14 protein-coding genes, 1 tRNA gene and 2 pseudogenes are annotated in these 22,311 nt (G+C 64.1%); 10 read left to right on the top strand and 7 right to left on the bottom strand.

Annotation, left to right across the window (positions count from 1 at the left end; translation table 11 throughout):
- Window positions 1-317: 317 nt before the first annotated feature.
- Window positions 318-1,316 (top strand): tRNA dihydrouridine(20/20a) synthase DusA, encoded by a 999-nt coding sequence (gene dusA / locus FHG66_RS19850; protein ID WP_139078854.1) that lies wholly within the window; start codon window positions 318-320, stop codon window positions 1,314-1,316.
- Window positions 1,317-1,345: 29 nt separating this feature from the next.
- Here the strand turns inward: dusA and trpE are convergent, their stop codons facing one another.
- The 6 genes from trpE to fabI form a co-directional block, all read right to left on the bottom strand.
- Window positions 1,346-2,857, bottom strand: coding sequence for an anthranilate synthase component I (trpE, locus tag FHG66_RS19845; RefSeq protein WP_139078853.1), 1,512 nt, complete (start codon window positions 2,855-2,857; stop codon window positions 1,346-1,348).
- Window positions 2,857-4,695 (bottom strand): peptidyl-prolyl cis-trans isomerase, encoded by a 1,839-nt coding sequence (locus FHG66_RS19840; protein WP_139078851.1) that lies wholly within the window; start codon window positions 4,693-4,695, stop codon window positions 2,857-2,859. Before FHG66_RS19840 ends, trpE begins: the two co-directional genes overlap by 1 nt.
- 71 nt (window positions 4,696-4,766) lie before the next feature.
- Window positions 4,767-5,942, bottom strand: a complete 1,176-nt coding sequence (locus FHG66_RS19835; protein WP_139078849.1) for an aminotransferase — start codon at window positions 5,940-5,942, stop codon at window positions 4,767-4,769.
- Window positions 5,943-6,008: 66 nt separating this feature from the next.
- On the bottom strand, window positions 6,009-6,512 hold the full coding sequence (gpt, locus tag FHG66_RS19830; RefSeq protein WP_139078847.1) for a xanthine phosphoribosyltransferase: 504 nt from the start codon (window positions 6,510-6,512) through the stop codon (window positions 6,009-6,011).
- A 16-nt stretch (window positions 6,513-6,528) separates the two neighbouring features.
- On the bottom strand, window positions 6,529-7,137 hold the full coding sequence (locus tag FHG66_RS19825; RefSeq protein ID WP_139078846.1) for a LysE family translocator: 609 nt from the start codon (window positions 7,135-7,137) through the stop codon (window positions 6,529-6,531).
- Window positions 7,138-7,168: 31 nt separating this feature from the next.
- Window positions 7,169-7,978 carry an enoyl-ACP reductase FabI gene (gene fabI, locus FHG66_RS19820; RefSeq protein ID WP_139078844.1) on the bottom strand — a complete coding sequence of 270 codons (810 nt, stop codon included), beginning with the start codon at window positions 7,976-7,978 and terminating at the stop codon, window positions 7,169-7,171.
- Window positions 7,979-8,150: 172 nt separating this feature from the next.
- Here fabI and pdxH point away from each other — a divergent pair, with 172 nt between their 5' ends.
- The 8 genes and pseudogenes from pdxH to FHG66_RS19780 all read left to right on the top strand — a co-directional run bounded on the left by pdxH (window position 8,151) and on the right by FHG66_RS19780 (window position 20,060).
- Complete coding sequence (gene pdxH, locus FHG66_RS19815; RefSeq protein ID WP_246082694.1) at window positions 8,151-8,756, top strand: pyridoxamine 5'-phosphate oxidase; 606 nt, start codon at window positions 8,151-8,153, stop codon at window positions 8,754-8,756.
- A 126-nt stretch (window positions 8,757-8,882) separates the two neighbouring features.
- On the top strand, window positions 8,883-9,416 hold the full coding sequence (locus FHG66_RS19810; RefSeq protein ID WP_139078841.1) for a cold-shock protein: 534 nt from the start codon (window positions 8,883-8,885) through the stop codon (window positions 9,414-9,416).
- Entirely contained in the window at window positions 9,413-9,874 is a 462-nt protein-coding gene (locus tag FHG66_RS19805; protein ID WP_139078839.1) for a DUF192 domain-containing protein, read from the top strand. Before FHG66_RS19810 ends, FHG66_RS19805 begins: the two co-directional genes overlap by 4 nt.
- 582 nt (window positions 9,875-10,456) lie before the next feature.
- Window positions 10,457-13,012 carry a calcium-binding protein gene (locus tag FHG66_RS19800; protein WP_176556362.1) on the top strand — a complete coding sequence of 852 codons (2,556 nt, stop codon included), beginning with the start codon at window positions 10,457-10,459 and terminating at the stop codon, window positions 13,010-13,012.
- A 46-nt stretch (window positions 13,013-13,058) separates the two neighbouring features.
- Window positions 13,059-13,135 (top strand) — tRNA-Pro (locus tag FHG66_RS19795).
- A 783-nt stretch (window positions 13,136-13,918) separates the two neighbouring features.
- A complete protein-coding gene (locus tag FHG66_RS19790) occupies window positions 13,919-17,524 on the top strand; it encodes a vitamin B12-dependent ribonucleotide reductase (RefSeq protein ID WP_139078835.1) in 3,606 nt (1,201 codons plus the stop codon).
- 222 nt (window positions 17,525-17,746) lie between these two features.
- Window positions 17,747-18,690: pseudogene (locus FHG66_RS19785) on the top strand (IS5 family transposase).
- 200 nt (window positions 18,691-18,890) lie between these two features.
- Window positions 18,891-20,060 (top strand): annotated as a pseudogene (locus FHG66_RS19780) (IS5 family transposase).
- Window positions 20,061-20,154: 94 nt separating this feature from the next.
- On the opposite strand, the gene FHG66_RS19775 reads toward FHG66_RS19780, so the two are convergent.
- Complete coding sequence (locus tag FHG66_RS19775; protein WP_139078833.1) at window positions 20,155-20,304, bottom strand: recombinase family protein; 150 nt, start codon at window positions 20,302-20,304, stop codon at window positions 20,155-20,157.
- Between the two features lie 363 nt (window positions 20,305-20,667).
- Here FHG66_RS19775 and FHG66_RS19770 point away from each other — a divergent pair.
- Window positions 20,668-22,311: cadherin repeat domain-containing protein (locus FHG66_RS19770; RefSeq protein ID WP_176556361.1), on the top strand; the 1,644-nt coding region annotated here is incomplete at its 3' end.

Below are 22,311 nucleotides of genomic sequence, written 5' to 3'. Positions count from 1 at the left end.
GGGGCATTCCTTCGTCCTCCTCAGGCCCGAAAGCCTACTTCAGGGAGGACCACTTTTCAGGGGGCAGACCAGAATGATGTTCGACCAGAGATTCGGTTCTTCGCCGCGGGCCCGAGAGCGTCCGGATGCCCGAAATCAAAGGAGTAAGATCACATGATCGTGAGCGGCTTGGAGGACCTCGGATGTACTGCCACGGGGCCAAGGTGGTTGTGCTACGCGGTAGCACTCGGCATCCGGTCATATCGGCGGACCTGATGAAACCTCAGGAAACCTTAGGGTTCAAAGTCACCAACGCAGCCCGCGGCGAGCAATGAAAAATGAACGACATTAGTGCCTTAGAAGCTTCCCGCCTGTCCGTCGCACCGATGATGGACTGGACGGATCGCCACTGCCGCACGTTCCACCGGGTTCTTTCGGGGCGAAGCCTCTTGTACACCGAGATGGTAACCGCCGCTGCCGTGGTGCATGGCGACCGAAGGCGCCTTCTCGGGTTTTCTCGGGAGGAACAGCCTGTGGCTCTCCAACTCGGCGGGTCCGATCCGCTTGAACTGGCGGCGGCTGCCCGCATCGGCGGGGAGTTTGGATACCCCGAGATCAACCTGAACTGCGGCTGCCCGTCCGATCGGGTGCAGTCGGGCTGCTTCGGAGCGGTGCTGATGCTGCAGCCTGATCTCGTGGCCGAATGTGTCCGGGCCATGCAGGCGGAAACCGACGCCGAAGTGACGGTGAAGTGCCGGATCGGTGTCGACGACCAAGATCCCCACGTGGCTCTCCCCCGCTTCCTCCAGGCGATCTCGCGGGCAGGCGTCCGACGGGTCACCATCCACGCCCGCAAAGCCTGGCTCCAGGGTCTCTCCCCAAAGGAGAACCGCGAGCTTCCGCCGCTCGATCATGAGCTGGTCGTGGCCATGAAAACGCAGTTTCCCGATCTGCACCTGTCGACAAATGGTGGCGTGCAGACCCTTGATGAAGTTGAGGCCCTGCTCCAGCAGGGGCTGGACGGGGTGATGGTCGGCCGGGCCGCGTACCACGCGCCTTGGGAGATCCTGGGCGATGCTGATCGACGTGTCTTCGGCACCCAGAACCCGGTCCGAAGCCCCGAGGCTGCCGCCCGCGCCATGATCCCCTATCTGCAGGCCCATCTCGCGTCAGGAGGGCGCCTTCATCAGGTGACCCGTCACATGCTGGGGCTGTTCACGGGGCGGCCCGGCGCGCGCAGTTGGCGGCGCATCCTGTCCGAAGAGGCGAACCGGCCCGGCGCGGGGATCGAGGTTCTAGAAAAGGCCCTTGGTTCGGTGGAGCCGGTGGCGGCCTGACGTCCGCCCGCCGGCGTGCCGGGCGCTGACTAGGAGTTCCCCTCGGGACGGAACATCGCCGCGTCCTCGGCGGCCTTGCGGATAGCCTGCGACTTGTGAACCGTTTCCATGTACTCGGCCTCGGGATCGCTGTCATAGACGACACCGCCGCCGGACTGGATGTAAAGCTGATCGCCCTTCAGCACGGCCGTGCGCAGGGCGATGCACATGTCCATGTCGCCGTTCGCGGAGAAGTAGCCCACGCCGCCGCCATAGACGCCACGTTTCTCGGGCTCGAGCTCGTCGATGATCTGCATGGCCCGCACCTTGGGCGCGCCCGAGACAGTGCCGGCCGGCATCCCGGCGAAAAAGGCCGACAGCGCGTCCTGATCGTCGGCAAGCTCCCCCACGACGTTCGACACGATGTGCATGACGTGGGAGTAGCGTTCGATGACGAAGGTTTCGGTCGGGCGGACGGTGCCCGGCTTGGCCACCCGGCCCACATCGTTGCGCCCGAGGTCGAGCAGCATCAGGTGCTCGGCCCGTTCCTTCTGGTCGGCCAGCAGGGACTCCTCATGGACCCGATCCTGCTCCGGCGTTGCCCCCCGTGGACGAGTGCCCGCGATCGGGCGGATCGTCACCTGCTTGCCGAAGACCCGAACCAAGATCTCCGGCGACGCGCCGATCACCTGGAACTCCCCGAAGTTGAAGAAGAACATGAAGGGGGATGGGTTGGTTCGCCGGAGGCTCCGGTACAGTGCGAAGGGCGGCTCACTGAAGGTCTGGGTCCAGCGCTGCGCAGGGACCACCTGGAAGATGTCACCGGCCCGGATGTACTCCTTGGCCTTATCGACAGCCGCCATGTAGCCCGCTTTGGTGAAGTTGGACACCGGCGGCGATGGCTCGCGCGGGGCTCCGAGTGCCCGCGCGGCCTGGGGCACCCCGCGTTCGAGCGCACGTTGGGCATCCATTACGCGCTCTGCCGCCTGAGCATGGGCCGCCTTGGCGGACAGGCCCGAGCCGGTCCAAGCCGGCGCAACCAGGATCACATCGCCTTTCACGCCATCAAGGACGGCCACGACCGAAGGCCGCAGCATCACGGCGTCGGGAAGCCCGAGCGGATCGGGACGCTGGTCTGGCAGCTTCTCGACAAGGCGGACCATGTCGTAACCCAGATAGCCGAACAGCCCAGCCGAGGCGGCCGGAAGCTCCTCCGGAAGGTCGATCCGGCATTCCGCAAGCAGGGCACGGAGCGTCTCCACCGGCGAGCCGGGCAGATCCTCGAACGCTTCATCGTCGTAACGGGCGGCCCGGTTCAGACGGCTCACGGCACCGCGGCAGTCCCACACCAGATCGGGGTTCATTCCGATGATGGAATAGCGCCCGCGTATCTCTCCGCCGGTCACGCTTTCCAGCATGAAGGAATGCCGTGCAGCACCCGCGAGCTTGAGCATCAAGGAAACCGGCGTGTCGAGGTCGGCGGCGAGCCGGGTCCAGACCACCTGATTGCGCCCAGCCTCGTAGCTCGTCCGGAACGCCTCGTAATCGGGGAAGAGAGCCATCAGTTCAGCTGCGCGTTCACGGCGGCAACGGCCTGGTCGTTGATGCGGATCTCGGCCCCGGTCTGCAGTTGCTGAGAGAAGGCCGCAAAAACATCCTGGGAGATTGAGCCCGACACCTGCGACGCAATGGCGGCCTGCTCGGCTACCACGGCAGGGGCGTCGTCCGCTGCGGGTTGCACCGTGTCCAGCCGCATCACGACGGCTCCGTCCTCCGCGGGAATGACGCGCGCCTCGCCCTCGGCCATTGCGAAGGCGGTCTCGACGAAGTCCGGCGGGGTTCCTTCGACGGCTCCCCGGCGGTTCAGGGCCGGTTCGGAGCGGGGAGCAAGGCCCTGCTCCTCGAAGCTGGCTCCGCCGGCAATGGCGTCGGCCTTGGACTGCGCAAGCGCCGCGACAGCCTCGTTCAGGGCTTCCCGCTCCCAAGCCGTGCGGACCTCGGGGGCGACGTCATCGAATGGTCGCAACTCGGGGGGCGTCACGCCGTCGAGTCGCAGGACGAACAGTCCTCCGTCAGCGAGATCCACGATCTCGGGGAAGTCGCCCTCCTGCGCCGCTTGGGCGGCCTGCCGGAACTCCTGATAGGCCGCGGGCCCATCGCTTGCCGCCTCGGTCCACTTGATGGTCCCGGACTGGAGGTCCGTCTGGCTGTCGAGATCCTCGATGCTGGCCCCCCCGGCGATCAGGTCCTCGACCTGGGGCCGCAGGTCGGCAATCAGATCGCGGGCCCGGTCGTTGGCGATCTCGATGCGCAGATCGGGGGCAGCTTCCTCGAATGTCGTCTCGTCGGCGGCCAGCACCGCGTTGACGCGGTACATGGCCGGCCCAAGCGCGGAGGGCAGTGGGCCCACGATGTCGCCGGTCTGGGCGGCGAAGACGGCTTCACCGGCCTCGTCGAGCTCGGCTTGCGCCACGTCGCCGAGGTCCGTGTCGGACAGAAGCAGACCACGCTCCTCCACAAGTGTCTCGAAGGTGGCCTCGCCCGAGTCGAGTCGCGACCGCGCGGCTTGGGCCTGCTGATCGTCAGGGAACACAAGGCGTTCGACCAGACGACGCTCCTCCTGAACGAACTCGTCCAGGCGGCTGTCATAAAGCTCCTGCACGGCCGCATCGTCCACCGGCAACTCGTCCTGAATCATCTCCGGCGTCAGCCAAGCATAGCTGATCTCGCGAAGTTCGGGGGCGGTGAACTCGTCGGGGTGAGCTTCGTAGTAGCCGCGCAGATCCTCGCTTGTCGGCTCGGGCCGGTTGGCGACGGCCTCGGGACCGACGGTGGCCCAGGTAACGCCCCGCGTCTCGTTGGAGTAGGCCGCAAGGATCCCGGCATAAGTGGTGGGTTCCGGCATGCCGCCGACAACGGCAGCCTGAAGAATGGTGCGGGTTGTATCCTCCCGGAGGGAGGTTTCGAACCGGCCTTCATCGAGTCCGTTGCGGCGCAAGGCCTCGCGGTAGACCTGCCGGTCAAACTCTCCGTTCAAGCCTTGGAAGGCCGGGGTCGATTGAACCGCCTGGGCCACGCGAAGGTCGCCCACGGACAGGCCAAGCCGCTGCGCTTCGGCATCCAGTACCCGCTGGCTCACGACTTGGGACAGCACCGCACGGTCCAGGCCCATCGCCGTGGCCTGCTCCATGGTCAGGGCCTGGCCCGTCTGTTCCCCGATGTTCTGCATCTGGTTGCGCAGGGTGTTCGCGTAATCCTGGGCACGGATGTCCAGGCCATCGACGCTCCCGATCGAGGTCGCACGGGCGCGGCCTCCGCCGGTGAACCAGCCTCCGAGCCCCAACAGGAGGAGCCCCATCATCAGCCAGTAGATCCATTTGGTGGTCTTGCGCGCCGCCATCGGCCTCGTCCCCCTCGTGCCCTCTCACGGGGCCGGCTCTGCATAGGCGGGGCCGCGAGCGCCTGCAAGCGTCAGGGGGACACCGCGTCGAGCCTGTTGATCAAAGCTGCGATCCCTAGGCGGTCCACGTTCGCGAAGGCGATCCGCAGGCCGTGCGCGGCGTCGGGCATGTGGTCGGGCATGAACATCGTGCCGGGAAGAAGGAGCACGCCGGCATCGCGGACCAGTCGCTTGGCCACGGTGTCGGAGCGTTCGGGGAAGGGGTGCCGGACATAGGCGAAGTAGGCGCCACAGCCCTGCAACTCCCACCCCTTGGTCGCGAGTCGGGGGAAGCCGTCAACCACCGCCACGCGACGGTCCAGTATTTCGAGCCGCTCGCCCGCAACCCAGTCCCGCAGGTGACGCATGCCCCAGAGCGCCGCATGCTGCCCGATCTGGGCCGGACAGATGGCGACGGTGTCGAGGAACTTCTCGACTTCGGACAAACGCTCGGGCGAGGACAGGATGGCCCCGACCCGATGTCCGGTCAGCCGGAAGGCTTTGGAGAAGGAGTAAAGCTGAATCAGGGTGTCCGCCCAGTCCGGGTCCTGGAACAGGTCGTGCGGAGCACCCTCCTGCGAGTGGAAGTCGCGGTACGTCTCATCGAGGATGAATGCGAGCCCCCGCGTCCGCGCAAGCTCAAGAAAGGCGCGCAGGGTTTCCGCAGAGTATTCAGCGCCTCCTGGGTTGTTTGGGGAAACCAACACAATTGCCCGTGTCCGTTCTGTTACGAGCGCGGCAGCGTGGTCAGCGTCAGGGATGAGGCCAGGACCGGTCCGGAGTGGCACCGTGACGACCCCGGCCATGTCGTTCCACATGCGGTGATTGAAGTAGTAAGGGACGGGCAGGATGACCTCATCCCCTTCGGCGCAAAGCGTCGCGATCGCTGCGCAGTACGCCTGATTGCAGCCCGATGTGATGGCGACCTGACCTGGATCGATTGCGCCGCTGTAAGAGGCGGACCACTGTTCCGCGATCTCAGCCCGGAGTTGGGGCAGGCCAAGAACCGGCCCATACAGATGGACGGCGGGGTCGGACAGCACCATCTCCGCCATGGCGGCACGGAGGGGGGCAGGGGGCGGGTCGACCGGGGCAGCTTGGCTCACGTTGATCAGCGGGCGGTCGGGCGGGAACTCCACGCCATCGAGCCAGCGCCGCGCCTCCATGACGGGAGGGGCGAAGGTTGTAGTGGTTCGTGCGAACGTCATTAGGCTACCTCCGGGCACGAGGGGCGGCTCCGTCCACGGCAAGGTGCAGAGCCGCGATGGTCGATGTCAGTCCCGGCCGCGATAGGGCTCGACGTATTGAAGGGCCATGTCCCAGGGAAAGAAGATCCAAGTGTCCTGGCTGACCTCGGTGATATAGGTGTTCACCTGCGGCTTGCCCTTTGGCTTGGCGTAGACGGTCGCAAAATGAGCCTTCGGATACATCTGCCGGACAAGCTCCAGGGTCCGGCCCGAATCGACCAGATCATCGACGATCAGGATGCCCGTGCCGTCTCCCATCAGCTCCGCGTCAGGGGCCTTGAGGACCTTGGCCTCTGACTGGGACTGGTGATTGTAGCTTTGGACGCTGATAGTATCCACGGTGCGAATGCCCAGCTCGCGGCTCACGATCATCGCGGGGGCCATTCCACCGCGGGTGATCGCGACGACGGCCTTCCAGGCACCCGCGTCAGGTCCCTGGCCATCGAGCCGCCAGGCCAACGCCCGACTGTCCCTGTGGATCTGGTCCCAGGAGATGTGGAAGCCTTTCTCGTGGGGGAGGCGGTCGGTCATGGAGATATCCGTTCGGTCAGTGGCGCAGGATCAGAAGGACGCCGAGAGCCGCGATCATGAGGGCTGCCGCACGATCGATCCAGGGCTTCAGCGCGAAGTAGCGGGTCCGGATCGCCGCGGCGGATAGGACGGCGGCAAGCGACAGGTAAAAGGCGAGTTCGACCCCGAGCGCGACGGCGTAGACCGAAGCGTTGGGACCAAAGCCGTTCAGGTCGGGAAAGATCGACAGCAGTACCGAGGCATAGAACAGCCCCGGCTTGGGGTTGGAGGCGTTGAGGGCGAACCCGGCCATGAAGCCATGTCCCGCGCGCGTGGACGCGGGGAGCGGATCGACCGCATGACGCCACATCTTGAACGCGATCCACAAGAGATACAGGCCGCCTGCGACATGGAAGGCCGACAAGGCCAGCGGCAGGGCTTCGAAAACGACGGTCAGCCCGAGGAGCGCCACAAGGCACCAAGCGGATGCCCCTATCGCAAGACCCAGGGCATAGGGCAGGGCGCCGCGGCGTCCGAGGCTGAAGGCGGCCTGTGACACCGCCACGATGCCTGGCCCTGGCGACAGGATCGCGACCGACAGGGTAGCGACGAAGAGACCCATCTGGGCGAGCGTCACGCCGTCCATGGTTGCCAACCGGTCCTGGGCGGCGAAGCCATCAGGTCTGACCGGAGATGTCCGGAGCGTCCACGGCCTTCATTCCGACGACATGATACCCAGCGTCCACATGCAGGACCTCGCCGGTGACAGCGCTGCCGAGGTCCGAGAGGAGGTACAGCGCCGATTTGCCGACCTCCTCCTGGGTCACGTTGCGGCGCAGGGGTGAGTTCAGCTCGTTCCACTTGAGGATGTAGCGGAAGTCGCCAATGCCCGATGCGGCCAGGGTTTTGATCGGGCCCGCGCTGATGGCGTTGACCCGGACGCCGGTCTTGCCGAGATCCTCGGCCATGTAGCGCACAGAGGCTTCCAGCGCGGCCTTGGCAACACCCATGACGTTGTAGTGCGGCATGACCCGCTCGGCCCCATAATAGGTGAGCGTCAGGCAGGAGCCTCCTTCGGTCATCATCTTCTCGGCACGGTTCACGACGGCCGTGAACGAAAAGACCGAGATGTCCATGGTCAGGAGGAAGTTGTCGCGGGTCGTATCGACGTACCGGCCCCGCAGCTGCTCCTTATCTGAGAAACCGATGGCGTGGACAAGAAAGTCGAGCGTACCCCACCGGTCCTTGAGGGCGGTGAACAAGGCATCGATCGACTCCATGCTTCCCACGTCGCAGGGCAGCACGATGTCCGACCCAACCTCCGCGGCAAGCGGCGTCACGCGCTTGAGAAGGGCGTCCCCCTGATAAGAAAAGGCAAGCTCCGCACCCGCCTCGCGGCAAGCCTTGGCAATGCCCCAGGCGATGGACTTGTCGTTGGCCAGCCCCATGATGAGGCCGCGCTTGCCCTTGAGCAGATCCGTCTGCATGCGGCCTTCCCTCCTTGGTGGCGTTCCGGCGGGTGTAGGCGAACGGTTGTGTACCATCAAGGGTCGCCTGCCCCCAAGGCGTGACGTGGGTTCCGTTGCGTCGCAGGGCAGTCTGGCCTTGCATCTGCTGACGGGCAGGGTTCTATCCCCCGAGACGCCGGAGGGACTACGCGTGACCGAACGCACAGGCATATTCGCAGGCGACGATCCTTTTGCCATTGCCCGGGCCTGGCTCGGGGAGGCTGAACGGACCGAGCCCAACGATCCGAGTGCCATCGCGCTTGCGACGGTGGACGCATCGGGCCTTCCCAACGTCCGAATGGTGCTCCTCAAGGAGATCGAGGCACAGGGCTTCGTATTCTACACCAACTACGAGAGCAGCAAAGCCGAGGAGTTGGACGGGGCTGGGCGGGCCGCTTTCGTGATGCACTGGAAGAGCCTGCGCCGCCAAGTGCGCGTCCGAGGCCCGGTCGAGCGAGTCGAAGGGCCCCAGGCCGACGCCTATTATGCGTCGCGGTCGCTCCAGAGCCGACTTGGCGCCTGGGCATCCCGCCAGTCCCGTCCCCTGGACTCCCGCGGCTCGCTGCTTGCCGAGGTGGCGAAGGTGACCGCACGGCTGGGCACCAACCCGCCGCGGCCGCCGTTCTGGGGCGGCTACCGACTGACGCCCTTGGAGCTGGAATTCTGGGCCGATGGTCCGTTCCGGCTGCATGACCGCTTCCGTTGGACGCGAGGGGACGTCGACTCGGATTGGACGGTAACACGTCTCAATCCCTGACTTTTTGTTAGTCGTGCCAGTCCTGACGTTGTAGGATAGCTGACGCCCGTTAGCGAGTTGCGTGTGGAACTCTGACCTAATCTTTGGCCGGGCCTTCTGCCGGCTCGGCAAGCGAGACTGCGAGATATGTCTGAAGACCCGAGCGGACCTCTGATCGTCCGCGGTCATGTGAAGTGGTTCGATCCCGGCAAGGGGTTTGGCTTCGTTGTCGCCGAGGGCGGCGGGCCGGATATCCTTCTGCACGCCAACGTCCTGAGGAGCTTCGGCCAGAGCACGGTTGCCGACGGATCGGCCATAACGGTTCAGGCCGCCCGAACCGAGCGGGGGATGCAGGCCACGACGGTCTTGGGTATCGAGCCGCCGGACGTCCCGCCCGGTTCGGGATTGTCGGACCTCGCCGACATGGACCCCTCCCTGCTGTCGCAGCAGCCGCTGGAGCCGGCGCGCGTGAAGTGGTTCGACAAGGGCAAGGGTTTCGGGTTCGCCAATGTTTGGGGCTCTGACGAGGACGTGTTCCTGCACATCGAGGTGCTGCGGAAGTCCGGTTTTGCCGATCTGGCCCCGGGGGAGGCCATAGGCTTGCGGGTCGTCGACGGGAAACGCGGAAGGCTGGCGATCGACATCCTGGCTTGGGACACGGCCGGGCGGGCATTGCCATGAAGCGGTCGGCCTGGGCCATCCTTCTCGCTGTCCTCGGCTCGAACGCATCGGCCGAATGTCGCGACGACCGGGTCACCATTGACGGCGACTTCGGTCGGGTGAGTTTCACGGTCCAGGTCGCGGACGACGTTCCCGAACGAGCCCAGGGGCTCATGAACGTTGAGCGGATGGACACTCTGGCGGGAATGCTCTTCGTCTATGACGCTCCCCAGAGCGTGGCCTTCTGGATGGAGAACACCCTCATCCCGCTCGACATGATCTTTGCCAGATCCGATGGCACGGTCTTGGCCATCCACGAGAACGCTGTTCCCATGGATCGCACGCCGATCCCCGGTGGAGATGACGTCCAGTTCGTCCTAGAGGTCAATGGCGGATTGGTTGACCGCCTGGGGATCGAGGTCGGCGACCGGATGCAGCACCCTTCGATCGGCGTAGGGGCCGCCTTGCCCTGCCCGTGAGGGGCGGGTCCGTAGCCTGACCCATGCTCCCGGCGTGCGCTGCCTCACGTGAGGTCTCCGTCTCTCTGCGCCCTGGTGGCGGCAGTTAAGATTTGCGGAATGCTCCAGGCCACGTTGGCTCGCTCCGGACTGGCGAATTAGACATTGTGGCAAAGGCAGCTTTGCTCAAATTCAGCCACACTAAGGACCAGATCGAGAATATTATGGCGAATTGGCCGTAATTGCGCCCTATCATCGACTAATTCGATAGCCTCACGTGCTCAAAGAGACAATTTGCGTCCAGTTATGCTGCATTCAAGCCATCATTGATTCATTGACGCAAAGGGATCGCGTTGGTTACACAACCCTCATCCGAAGATATGGCTGGCCCTAATCATTAACCGGGCTGGTGAATGGAAACTGTGCGGCTCGCAGCAGAGGGAATGTGCTATGCCTAGTATGGTAATTGGATCGCCGAATGGAAATCTGCTCGGATTCCTTGCTGCCCTCGAAGGTTTGAAGACCGCTACCCTGAGCACTCGAACCACGACAAGCCTGAGCTACGCAATTGGCAGCACGACCTTCACTCTGACCGGGACTGCCTTGACCTATGACGCCAGCAACAAGCTCGAAGGCGGCACGATTACAGGAATCACCTCCGTCACGTCCTCGGTAGCGGACTACACGCTAACCGGCCTCGCCCTGTCGGTCACGGACATCAAGACCGCAATCGCGGCCGAGACCGCCACCAGCGGCGCGGACACCTTTGCGCTTGAGAAACTGCTTGGCCTGCAAAGCTGGTCGATCACCGGATCGGCTGCGGCCAACACGGCTGCAGTCTCTTCATACCTGACGGGCAATGCCTCATGGTCTCTGGGAGCCGGGAACGACTCGGTCCAGGGCGGCACCGGCGCCGATGCGATCAATGGTGAGGATGGCAACGATACACTGTTCGGCAATGCTGGGCGCGATAGCCTGCTAGGCGGCGCGGGGCTTGATAACATCCAGGGCGGTGCTGGCAACGACTACCTCAGCGGCCAGGGCGATAATGACTTGCTCGACGGTAATGATGGCAACGACATCATCGGCGGCGTGGACGGCAACGACTCCCTCTTGGGCGGTGTAGGGAACGACTATCTCGATGGTGGCGAAGGCGACGACCGCCTGCATGGGGATGTCAATGACACTGCAGATGGTGGCAACGATACGCTGTATGGGCGCGAAGGCACCGATACCATTTCCGGCGGCAAGGGCGACGACACTCTTTATGGTGGGGCCGGCAACGACTCGTTGGCCGGTGGCGACGGAAACGACACCTATGTGGTCAACTTCGGCGATGGCCTTGATGTCTTCAACGAGGCCGTAGGAGCGGGCAATGACACCGTCCAGGTTGCCGCCTCGAACACCACGTTCAGCTACGAACTGGTTCGTGGCAAGGGCATTGAGAATCTCAAGTCCACTGGGTACGGCAATGTTCTGACCGGGAACGAGAACAGCAACGTTATTGACCGAAGCGCTGGAGCCATTGCGCTTAGCGGCTGGGCCGCTATCTCTGGTCTGGGCGGCAATGACACGCTGACCGGCGGCGCAGGCAGTGACCGCCTTCTCGGCGGCGACGGCGCGGATACCCTGACGGGCAACGCCGACGGCGATACCCTGGACGGCGGCAACGACGACGACGTCCTGAACGGCGGCCTCGGCAGCGACATCCTTCAGGGCGGTGTCGGAGCCGACACGCTGAACGGCGATGACGGCGATGACCGGCTCGATGGGGGGTTGGGGACCGATGCTCTCAACGGCGGTGCCGGCAACGACACCTATGTGTTCGCTAGCAGTGGCAGCCTGGATACGATCACAGACACAGACGGCGCTGCGGACAAGGTGCTCATGACCTTCGCCAACGGGGCGGTCAACTACAACCGGTTTGCGGTAAGTGGGATCGAGTTCCTCGAAGCGGACGGCTACAATCTGACGCTGACCGGTGATGCCGGCAACGACTCGATCAACCTCGGCCAGACCTCGCCCGTCATCATCTCGGACTTCTTCGCTCTGGCTGGCTATGCCGGCAATGACGTGCTGACCGGCAGCACTCGGGGCGACCGAATTTACGGCGGCGCGGGCGACGACACCCTCGACGGGAAAGATGGCAGCGACACCCTGAGCGGCGGCGACGGTGTTGATCTGCTCATGGGCGACATTGGGTCCGACACCCTGATCGGCGGCGTTGGGAATGACACTCTGCAGGGGGGAGCAGGGAGCGACCGTCTGGACGGCGGAGCCGGTGACGACAGCCTGAACGGTGGCGACGGCAGCGATACCTACATCATCGCTTCGAGCAGTGGTTCGGATGTGATCTCGGACAGTGGTGCTTCGACCGACGACACGGACACGGTCCTGGTCACGGTAGCCAACGTTAAGATCTACGCTGCGAATCTTGGAAGCAACATTGAGGTGCTCAAGGCGACCGGCATGAACGTCATCGTCGCAGGCAACGGTGGAAACGACACCATCGCCGTCGGTGAGGGCAAGCTAAATCTTACAATCAGCGGGATCTCAGTCTTTGCAGGTGGCGCGGGCAATGACTTGATCAAAGGCCGCAGCACTACCGGGGTCGCCGAGAAGCTTCTTGGTGAACTTGGGGACGACACCCTCAGCGGGTTTGGCGGGAACGACAGCCTGTTGGGCGGCGACGGAGCGGATACTCTGAACGGCGGCACGGACAGGGATGTCCTGAACGGCGGGAATGGTGCGGACAAGCTTTTCGGCGGCGACGGCGACGACTCGCTGATGGGGGGAAGCGGCAACGACTCCCTGAGCGGTGGCGACGGGGTCGACACGCTGATCGGCTCGTCGGGCGCGGATGATCTGACCGGCGGCGCTGGGGACGACGTATTTGTCTTCACGTCGCGGAGCGACCTGGGCCTGGGCAGCACAGCCGACGTGATCACCGACTTCAGCCTTGGCGACGATATCAATCTCAGGGCTCTGAACCTGACATACATCGGCCAGTCGAACTTCACTGGGAGCAATCAGGTCCGGTTCAACGACTCGGGCGACAGGCTGGAGATCAGCGTCGATAAGGACGTGTTGGCCGAGTACGCGATCAAACTGGATAGCGGCGTCACTGCAGCCCAACTGGAAGACCACATCCTGGTCTGACACGGTCTTTGCAATCGCTCCGGCCTGCCTTATGAGGGGGCAGGTTCGGGGCGTAGCGCAGTCTGGTAGCGCATCTGCTTTGGGAGCAGAGGGTCGGGAGTTCGAATCTCTCCGCCCCGACCATGAAAGGAAAGCGGGTCAACAAGGGCCCGTCAGATCGGCCGGGGTGCAGGAGACTGCAGTCCGGCCGCTTCTTTTCCGCACATAGTTCCAAGGCGGTCGGCTAGTCTTTGTCTGGACAGTCTTGGTCCTGAGGCAGCCATACCTCTTTGTGAGTAGCCTTCCTGTGGGAGTTGCGTCGGTTGAGACGGTGCGGCCCAAGGCAGTCGGGGGTCGAAGGCTGGAGCTCATGTTGTCCGACCTGCAGGAAGTCGGAGTGCGGTAACATTCTGCTAACCACCTTGCAGTTCAATCCCCGGAGCGGTCTGTCGGGTCATCTGCTCGACTTCTTCGATTCGCATGGCGGGTGGGTCGGATGAACGAACTCCGGAAGTCCTGCTGGATAAACTGAGCGGGCGCGGGCTCTCGGATCAGGTGTCAGAGCTGTCCGAGAACTGGGGTCGCGAGGCTTCGACAATCTCCTGACCCGTTACAGGGACGACACGGGCCTGTGGATAACCGTGTGGGCTGGTGCCGGAGAATCGGGGCTGTTCTCTCGGACTCTGATGCAGCCGAGAGTCAAACTCGAAAAACGTCTTGTCCACAGCATGATTCACTTGTTCGAGAGGAACGGCTTGCGACAGAGTGTGTTGGTGCAGTAGCCAACCACAAGATGTGGTGGTATCCGACGGGCGAAGACGGACAAGGAAAGCTGCGGACCGGTCGGTTCGTGACGGCGCGCAGCAATGCGGGCCGAAGGCCCAACCCTGTCCGCAGGACGGAACTCGAGCGGCGTAGGAGGCCGAAATGAAGATCACGCGTGCATTCACCACCGAAGGGCGGGATGCTTATGAAGGGATCCCGTTCCGCACCACCGCATCCGAGATCCGGAACCCGGACGGAACGACCGTCTTCAAGCTCGACACCCTCGAGGTGCCCGAGGCTTGGTCCCAGGTCGCGGCGGACGTGATTGCCCAGAAGTACTTCCGCAAGGCCGGCGTGCCAGTGGCCGTGACGCGCGTGAAGGAGGAGGGCGTGCCCGAGTTCCTGTGGCGCAGCAAGGCCGCCAAAGGATCGGCTCTGGCCGGCGAAACTTCGGCCAAGCAGGTCTTCGACCGCCTTGCTGGCGCCTGGGCCTATTGGGGTTGGAAGGGCGGGTACTTCACCGCCGAATCCGATGCCCACGCCTACTACGACGAGATGCGGCACATGCTGGCCCGCCAGATGGGCGCGCCGAACTCGCCCCAGTGGTTCAACACCGGGCTGCATTGGGCCTATGGCATCGACGGTCCCGCCCAGGGCCACTACTATGTGGACTACCGGTCGGGCGAACTGGTGCGCTCCCAGTCCGCCTACGAACATCCGCAGCCACACGCCTGCTTCATCCAGTCCGTGGCCGACGACCTCGTGAACGAGGGCGGGATCATGGATCTTTGGGTGCGCGAGGCCCGGCTCTTCAAATACGGCTCCGGCACCGGGACGAACTTCTCCTCGCTGCGCGGCGAGGGGGAGAAGCTGTCGGGCGGCGGCAAGTCGTCCGGTCTCATGGGCTTTCTCAAGATCGGCGACCGTGCGGCCGGTGCGATCAAGTCCGGCGGCACCACCCGTCGCGCGGCCAAGATGGTGATCGTCGATGCCGACCACCCCGACATCGAGGCATTCATCAACTGGAAGGTCATCGAGGAGCAGAAGGTCGCCTCGATCGTCGCCGGCTCCAAGATGCATGAGAAGCGGCTGAACGGCATCTTCGCCGCGCTGAAGGCTTGGGATGGCCGCCCTGAGGACGCCTACGACCCTGCGCAGAATGGTGCGCTCAAGGCTGCGGTCCGGGAAGCCAAGAACTCGGCCATTCCCGAAACCTATATCAAGCGCGTGCTCGACTACGCGAAGCAGGGCTTCGATCACATCGAGTTCCCCACCTATGACACCGACTGGGACTCGGAGGCTTATGCTTCAGTCTCGGGTCAGAACTCCAACAACTCGATCCGCGTGACCGACGCCTACCTGCGCGCCGTGGAGGCGGATGGCGACTGGCAACTCAAGGCACGCCGGGACGGCAAGGTCACCAAGTCCCTCAAGGCCCGGGATCTCTGGGATCAGATCGGCCACGCCGCATGGGCCTGCGCCGACCCTGGCATCCAATTCCACGACACCGTCAACGCGTGGCACACCTGCCCGGCCGACGGGCCGATCCGGGGTTCGAACCCGTGCTCGGAATACATGTTCCTCGATGACACGGCCTGCAACCTTGCCTCGCTGAACCTTCTGACCTTCTGGACCGGCGAGGAGTTCGACGCTGCCCGGTACATCCACGCAACCAAGCTCTGGACCCTGACCCTCGAGATCAGCGTCACGATGGCGCAGTTTCCCTCCAAGGAGATCGCGCAGCTGTCCTACGACTTCCGGACCCTGGGTCTGGGCTATGCCAATATCGGCGGCCTGCTGATGAACATGGGCCTGGGCTACGACTCCGCGAAGGGGCGGGCGCTCTGCGGTGCGCTGACGGCCATCATGACCGGGACCGCGTATGCGACCTCCGCCGAGATCGCGTCCGAGCGGGGCGCCTTCGCCGGTTACGAGCGCAACCGCGAATCCATGCTTCGGGTTATTCGGAACCACCGCCGCGCGGCCCACGGCCAAACGGGGGGCTACGAGAACCTGGCAGTGAAGCCGGTGCCGCTGGACCATGCCAACTGCCCGGATGCGCGGCTGTCGGAACTGGCCATGCAGGCCTGGGACGACGCGCTGACCTTGGGCGAGGCGCATGGCTACCGCAACGCGCAGACGACGGTCATCGCGCCCACCGGTACGATCGGCCTGGTGATGGACTGCGATACCACGGGCATCGAGCCAGACTTCGCCCTGGTGAAGTTCAAGAAACTCGCGGGTGGCGGCTACTTCAAGATCATCAACCAGTCGGTCCCGGCCGCGCTGGATAAGCTTGGCTACTCGTCGGCCCAGATCGAGGAAATCATCGCTTACGCCGTGGGTCACCGCACGCTCGGCAATGCCCCGGGCATCAACCACACGGCGCTGGTTGGGCACGGCTTCGGGCCCGAGGAGCTTGAAAAGATCGAGGCCGCCCTGCCGCAGGCCTTCGACATCCGCTTCGTCTTTAACCAGTGGACCCTGGGCGAGGAGTTCTGCACCAGAACTCTGGGCATCCCGGCCGCCAAGCTGACCGATCCAGGCTTCGATCTGCTTCGCCACCTGGGCTTTACAAAGGCACAAATCGAAGCTGCGAACGACCATGTCTGCGGGACCATGACCCTGGAGGGCGCCCCCCACCTGCAGGACGAGCATCTGTCGGTGTTCGATTGCGCCAACCCTTGCGGCAAGAAGGGCAAGAGGTACCTGTCGGTCGAATCGCACATCACGATGATGGCGGCAGCGCAGAGCTTCATCTCGGGTGCGATCTCCAAGACGATCAATATGGCCAACTCCGCGACCATCCAGGACTGCCAGGACGCCTACATGTTGTCCTGGTCCCTGGGAGTGAAGGCCAACGCGCTCTACCGCGACGGCTCCAAGCTGTCGCAACCGCTGGCGGCCGCCCTGATCGACGGTGACGATGAGGCCGAGGAGGTGCTGGCCTCGGGCTCGGTACCCGAGAAGGTTGCCGTCCTGGCCGAGAAGATCGTGGAAAAGATCGTCGTCCGCGAGATCCGCACCCGCGAGCGTGACAAGCTCCCGGCTCGCCGCAAGGGATACACTCAAAAGGCGATCATCGGCGGCCATAAGGTTTATCTCCGCACGGGCGAGTACGGCGACGGCCGCCTGGGCGAGATCTTCCTCGACATGCACAAGGAAGGCGCGGGCTTCCGGGCGATGATGAACAACTTCGCCATCGCCGTGTCGGTCGGCCTTCAGTACGGGGTACCGCTGGAGGAGTTCGTGGATGCCTTCACCTTCACCCGCTTCGAGCCGGCAGGCATGGTGCAGGGCAACGACTCGATCAAGTCTGCCACGTCGATCCTCGACTACATCTTCCGCGAACTGGCGATCTCCTACCTGGACCGCACCGACCTCGCCCACGTTGCCCCCAAGGGGCCGAGCTTCGACGAACTGGGGCATGGCGAGGCCGAGCGGAACGTCTCTCCGGTGAGCGACACGGCGGCGTCACGGTCCATAGCAGTGCTCAAGCAGATCAGCTCGACGGGGTATCTGCGCAAGCGGCTGCCGCAGGACCTTGCCATGTTGAACGGCACCTTCACCGTCACTGAGGCGACGACCAGCTACGATCCCGCGACGTCCGCCACGGCGCTTGCGACCGGAACTATCAGCGCTCGCGACAAGGCCCGCATCCAAGGCTATGAAGGCGATCCTTGCGGTGAATGCGGCAACTACACCTTGGTCCGGAACGGCACCTGCATGAAGTGCAACACCTGCGGCGGTACCAGCGGCTGTAGCTGAACCAGGCAGCCCCTTTGTGTGAATCGGGTCATAAGACCCACCAGCGGCGCAACTTGAGCCCGAGACTCGGGGCGAAGGTTGCGCCGAGTCTCCCCAGCCTCCGCGGGGACGGCGTCTCGACCAAGTCTTGTAGGTGCAGGGAGACGGGCAAAACGCCCTTTCCTTGCGGCTATGTTGCGCAAATCGCCTGAGGGAATTCACTTTGTAAGTCCATCAAGATAGCTGGGCTGCACGAGCAGACCCGCACCTCCCGTGTACAAGACCCGGAATTGGCCCGACTACAACGAGGCGCTGAAGCGGCGCGGGTCGCTGACGATCTGGTTCGACCCTGCGATGGCGTGAGAGGCCGCGCCGACTGGCAAGCATGGTCGGCAGCCCGCATACAGCGATGCGGCGATCCAGACCTGCCTGACGATCAAGGTCCTGTTCGGCTTGGCGCTCAAGCAGACGACAGGGATAGTCGAGAGCCTTTTGCGGCTGATCGGCCTGAACTGGGCGGTGCCCGACTTCAGCACCCTGTGCCGCCGCCAGAAGACGCTGAAGGTCGACATCCCTTATTGGAGATGAGGTAGCCCGTTACACCTCTTGATCGACAGCACCGGGATCAAGGTTGAAGGCTAAGGCGAGTGGAACGCCCGCAAGCACGGTGGCTCCAAAGCCGCGTCTGGCGCAAGATCCACATCGGTATCGACAAGCAGACACTGGAGATCCGGGCGGCCGAGTTCACCACCAGCGACATGGGCGACGCCCCCCCCGTGCTCCCCGAGCTGCTCGACCAGATCCCACCCGATCAGGAGATCGGCAGCGTCACCGCCGACGGGGCCTACGACACCCGCAAGTGCCATGACGCCATCGCGGGGCGCGGAGCACATGCCGTCATGCCGCCCCGCAAGAACGCCAAACCCTGGAAGCCCGACAGCGCCGGTGCGGTCGCGCGCAACGAGGCCCTGCGCGCTTCAAAGCGCCTTGGTCGAACCATCTGGCGACGATGGAGCGGCTACCACCGCCACAGCCGCGCAGAGACGACGATGCATTGCCTGAAACTTTTGGGCCAGCGCCTCACAGCTCGGGACTTCCACCGTCAGGTCGCCGAGTTCCACGTCCGAGTGGCCGTGCTGAACGGCTTCACGGCCCTCGGCCGACTCGTCACCGAACCCGTGGGGTAAGTCTGTTCGGGGAAAGGGGAGCTCCGTCCGTCAGGCGATTTGCGCAACAAAGCCGCAGAACATTACCATGCCAAGGAGGTCCACTAACACGGGACAGCTCCGTGCCGCATAGATGTGGCTTTAGCAGGCTGCTGAAGAACTCAGCCCTCGACGCGTTTAGGAGGACATGCTTCACCGCTCCAGGGCAGATAGGGGCGGAGATGCGCGGGACGGGCGAGGCCACGGGGTCGCTGTTCAGCTATGTCGACCTTGAGGAGCGCATTCCCGCCAGGCACCCGCTGCGCGGGGTCCGGCGGATCGTCAACGAGGCGCTGGCGAGCCTCGATGCCGAGTTCGACCGGCTTTATGCGGCCGAGGGTGGTCCGTCCATCGCCCCAGAACGGCTGCTGCGGGCGAGCCTGATCCAGATCCTGTTCTCGGTCCGCTCCGAGCGGCAGCTCATGGAGCAGATGCACTACAACCTGCTGTTTCGCTGATTCGTGGGCCTGGGCATCGACGATCCGGTGTGGGTCCCGACCGTGTTCACCAAGAACCGGGATCGGCTCCTGACCACGGAGATGTCGCGCAAGTTTCTGGCCGCGATCCTGGCGCATCGCGAGGTTTCACCGTTGCTGTCGGACGAGCACTTCTCGGTCGACGGCACCCTGGTAAAAGCCTGGGCCTCAATGAAGAGCTTCCAGGCGAAGGGTGAGGATGCCCCACCCGATGACGACAGCGGGCCGGGCGATCCGACCTCCACCCGCACCGCAGGCGCTCCCGACCAGCCCCAACCTGAGACCGCTTCGATGACCCGTCCTGCCCGTAGAGACCGCAATGCCGAGGTCGACTTCCGAGGCGAGAAGCGGTCGAACGCCACCCACGCTTCTACCACCGATCCCGAGGCCAAGCTCTACAAGAAGTCGCCCGGCACGGGTGCGATGCTCTGTTTCATAGACAATACCCTGATGGAGAACCGCAGCGGCCCCATCGTCCAGACGGACTTGACGCAGGCCGACAGCCAAGCCGAGCGCCGGGCTGCACTGGACATGATCCACCAACACTCGCCAGGCTCGACCCGTCGCCTCACTCTCGGCGCCGACAAGGGCTACGACAGCGCGGACTTCATGGCTGATCTCAGGCGAGCCTGCGTGACCCCGCATGTCGCACAGGAGGCAAGCCACTCTGCCATCGACGGACGCACCACTCGCCACCAAGGCTGCGCTCTGTCCCAGAGGCGCCGCAAGAAGATCGAGGAACCCTTCGGCTGGGCCAAGACCGTCGGCAGGATGGCACAGACGGTCTATCGCGGCGTCGAGCGCGTCCGTGCCCGCTTCACCCTCACCATGACCGCCTGCAACCTCGCCCGGCTGCCACGCCTGCTGGCTGCGTGACCCGGCAAAGCCCCACAAGCGGCTCTCGTAACCAAGCACGTCAGCCTCCTTCAGGCCGCGCGCGCCGGGAAACTGGTCCGTTCTCGAGACTTCTTCAGCAGCCTGCTAGGGCAGGGCGCTTGGTCCCGGCGCGCCCGCTCTCCTTCTCCTCGAACACCCGCTTGCACCCCGCCCGCGAGAGAACGTTCCTCTGCAGGTCCAGGTTCTGGTCGTCCGTCCAGACGCGGGCGTATCCGATCAGCATGTCAGGATAGTAGCCGGACAGGGTATCTCGGACAACTGATTTCCGGACGCGGTTTTCTGACAGGAAAGTGCCTCGAAAAAGGTAGCTAGCCCGCCCTCTCCACAGATGTCCAACATACGAAGGTTGCGCAGGTGAGAGACAGATAAGCGAAGCCACTGCTGTGCTTGGATTTCCCAGAGCAAGCGCGGCTTTGATGGGTGTGCAACAACCCACCTCGCTGTTGCCATGCTACCCGCAAATTCCTGCTCCTCGCGCCGTCCTTGAGCCGCCGTCAGCAAGTCAGACTGGCGCCACAATCCCGGCTCACTGGTCCCGACAAGGCGCAAGCCATCAACAATCGCCATGTCTGGGGACGGCACCACCGTGAAGCATACCGGTCTGCGGAGCGTTATCTCCGCTTCGTTTCTTTTCCTCGTTTCGACCGCATCGGCGGTTTACGCCCAGAGCGTGTCGGTGCCGTTCCCTGAAGGGTTCATCGGCACCGTGGGGTCGAGCAACAATTCGGCCACCAACATCCGGATCTTCAGCACGCTGGAGATTGACAGGGCTACGTTCAGCCAGCCTTCGACCAGTGGTCAGTTCACGGCTCAGGGCAACGACATCCCTGGCACGCTGCGCCTCACCTTCGATGATGGAACGGTGATCGACGTTCCCGGCGCCATCAACTGGCGCGACACCCAGGGCAGCACGCTTGATGCGTTCGGCTTTATCCCTGATCCGACCAATCCGGCCCGCACGATCACCTATGGATCGAGCAATCAGTTCTCCATGACGCTGGATGCCACCAGCAACTACGGGCTGCGGATCATCGGCTCGTCCCAAGCCTACTCGGACGGCTCGAGCGTCAGCGGCAACGCCGCCACCAACGGCCTCCTCGACGCGCTCAATAGCTATCTGACGACGACGCGGGCCAGTGGTCCCCAGATCACCGGGCCGTCCGGCACTGACGGAGCCGCGACCTCGGCCAAGACGGTGAACGAGAACCAAACGGCTGTGGCTACGCTGACAGCCAACAGGACGGTCACCTGGTCTATCCAGGGTGGCACCGATGCCGGCAAGTTCACGATCAACCCGACAACAGGCGCGCTCACCTTTGCTGCTGCGCCGGACTTTGAGGCACCCAACGACTCGGATGTGAACAACACCTACATCGTGACCATTCTGGCCACCGATGCGAACGGCTACACGGGCCAGCAGACCGTCACAGTGACAGTGGCTGACATCGATGAGGCTGCGCCCCTCATCACCGGACCTTCGGGCATGCCCGGCGCGACCGCCTCGGCCAAGTCCGTGATCGAGGGCACGACGGCGGTCGCCACGCTCGCGGCCAACGAGCCGGTCACCTGGTCCATCGTCGGAGGCGCGGATCAGAGCAAGTTCACGATCAATGCCAGCACGGGTGCGCTCACCTTTGTTGCGGCGCCTGATTACGAGACACCGACCGACAGCGGCACCAACAACGTCTATGACCTGGTCGTCAAAGCTGTCGATGCGGCCAGCAATGCGAGCCAGCAGAGCGTTGCTGTGACGGTCCTCGACCTCGACGAGGTGGCGCCCCAGATCACCGGCCCATCGGGCGGAGCGGGTGCGGTCGCCTCGGCCAAGTCCGTGAACGAGGGTACGACAACCGTGGCGACCTTCACCGCCGATGAGGGGGTGACCTGGTCCATCACCGGGGGCGCGGACGCGGGCAAGTTCGCCGTCAACCCGGCAACTGGGGCCCTGACGTTCCAGATGGCTCCGGATTTTGAGACACCGGCCGACAGCGGCGCCAACAACGTCTATGACGTGGTCCTCACGGCGACGGATGCAGCCAACAACACGAGCACGCAAGCTGTCGCCGTGACGGTTCTCGACCTCGACGACAGTGCACCCGTGCTGGCCGGCCCGACCACGAAGTCGGTCCCGGACAACCAAACGGCGGTGGACACCTACACGGCCGATGAGCCGGTGACCTGGATCATCGTAGGCGGGGCCGATGCGACCAAGTTCTCCATTCATCCCAGC

Source organism: Rubellimicrobium rubrum, from assembly GCF_006152115.1.
Taxonomy (GTDB): Bacteria; Pseudomonadota; Alphaproteobacteria; order Rhodobacterales; family Rhodobacteraceae; genus Rubellimicrobium; species Rubellimicrobium rubrum.
Note: the sequence above shows the minus strand (reverse complement) of the source record. Positions and strands in the feature narration are given on the sequence as shown.

Coding starts and splice junctions, on each gene's coding strand:
- FHG66_RS19825 (WP_139078846.1), bottom strand. CDS start 7,137: ATGGACGGCGTGACGCTCGCCCAGATGGGTCTCTTCGTCGCTACCCTG.
- FHG66_RS19835 (WP_139078849.1), bottom strand. CDS start 5,942: ATGACGTTCGCACGAACCACTACAACCTTCGCCCCTCCCGTCATGGAG.
- FHG66_RS19775 (WP_139078833.1), bottom strand. CDS start 20,304: ATGCTGATCGGATACGCCCGCGTCTGGACGGACGACCAGAACCTGGAC.
- FHG66_RS19805 (WP_139078839.1), top strand. CDS start 9,413: ATGAAGCGGTCGGCCTGGGCCATCCTTCTCGCTGTCCTCGGCTCGAAC.
- trpE (WP_139078853.1), bottom strand. CDS start 2,857: ATGGCTCTCTTCCCCGATTACGAGGCGTTCCGGACGAGCTACGAGGCT.
- fabI (WP_139078844.1), bottom strand. CDS start 7,978: ATGCAGACGGATCTGCTCAAGGGCAAGCGCGGCCTCATCATGGGGCTG.
- FHG66_RS19790 (WP_139078835.1), top strand. CDS start 13,919: ATGAAGATCACGCGTGCATTCACCACCGAAGGGCGGGATGCTTATGAA.
- FHG66_RS19810 (WP_139078841.1), top strand. CDS start 8,883: ATGTCTGAAGACCCGAGCGGACCTCTGATCGTCCGCGGTCATGTGAAG.
- FHG66_RS19840 (WP_139078851.1), bottom strand. CDS start 4,695: ATGGCGGCGCGCAAGACCACCAAATGGATCTACTGGCTGATGATGGGG.
- gpt (WP_139078847.1), bottom strand. CDS start 6,512: ATGACCGACCGCCTCCCCCACGAGAAAGGCTTCCACATCTCCTGGGAC.
- dusA (WP_139078854.1), top strand. CDS start 318: ATGAACGACATTAGTGCCTTAGAAGCTTCCCGCCTGTCCGTCGCACCG.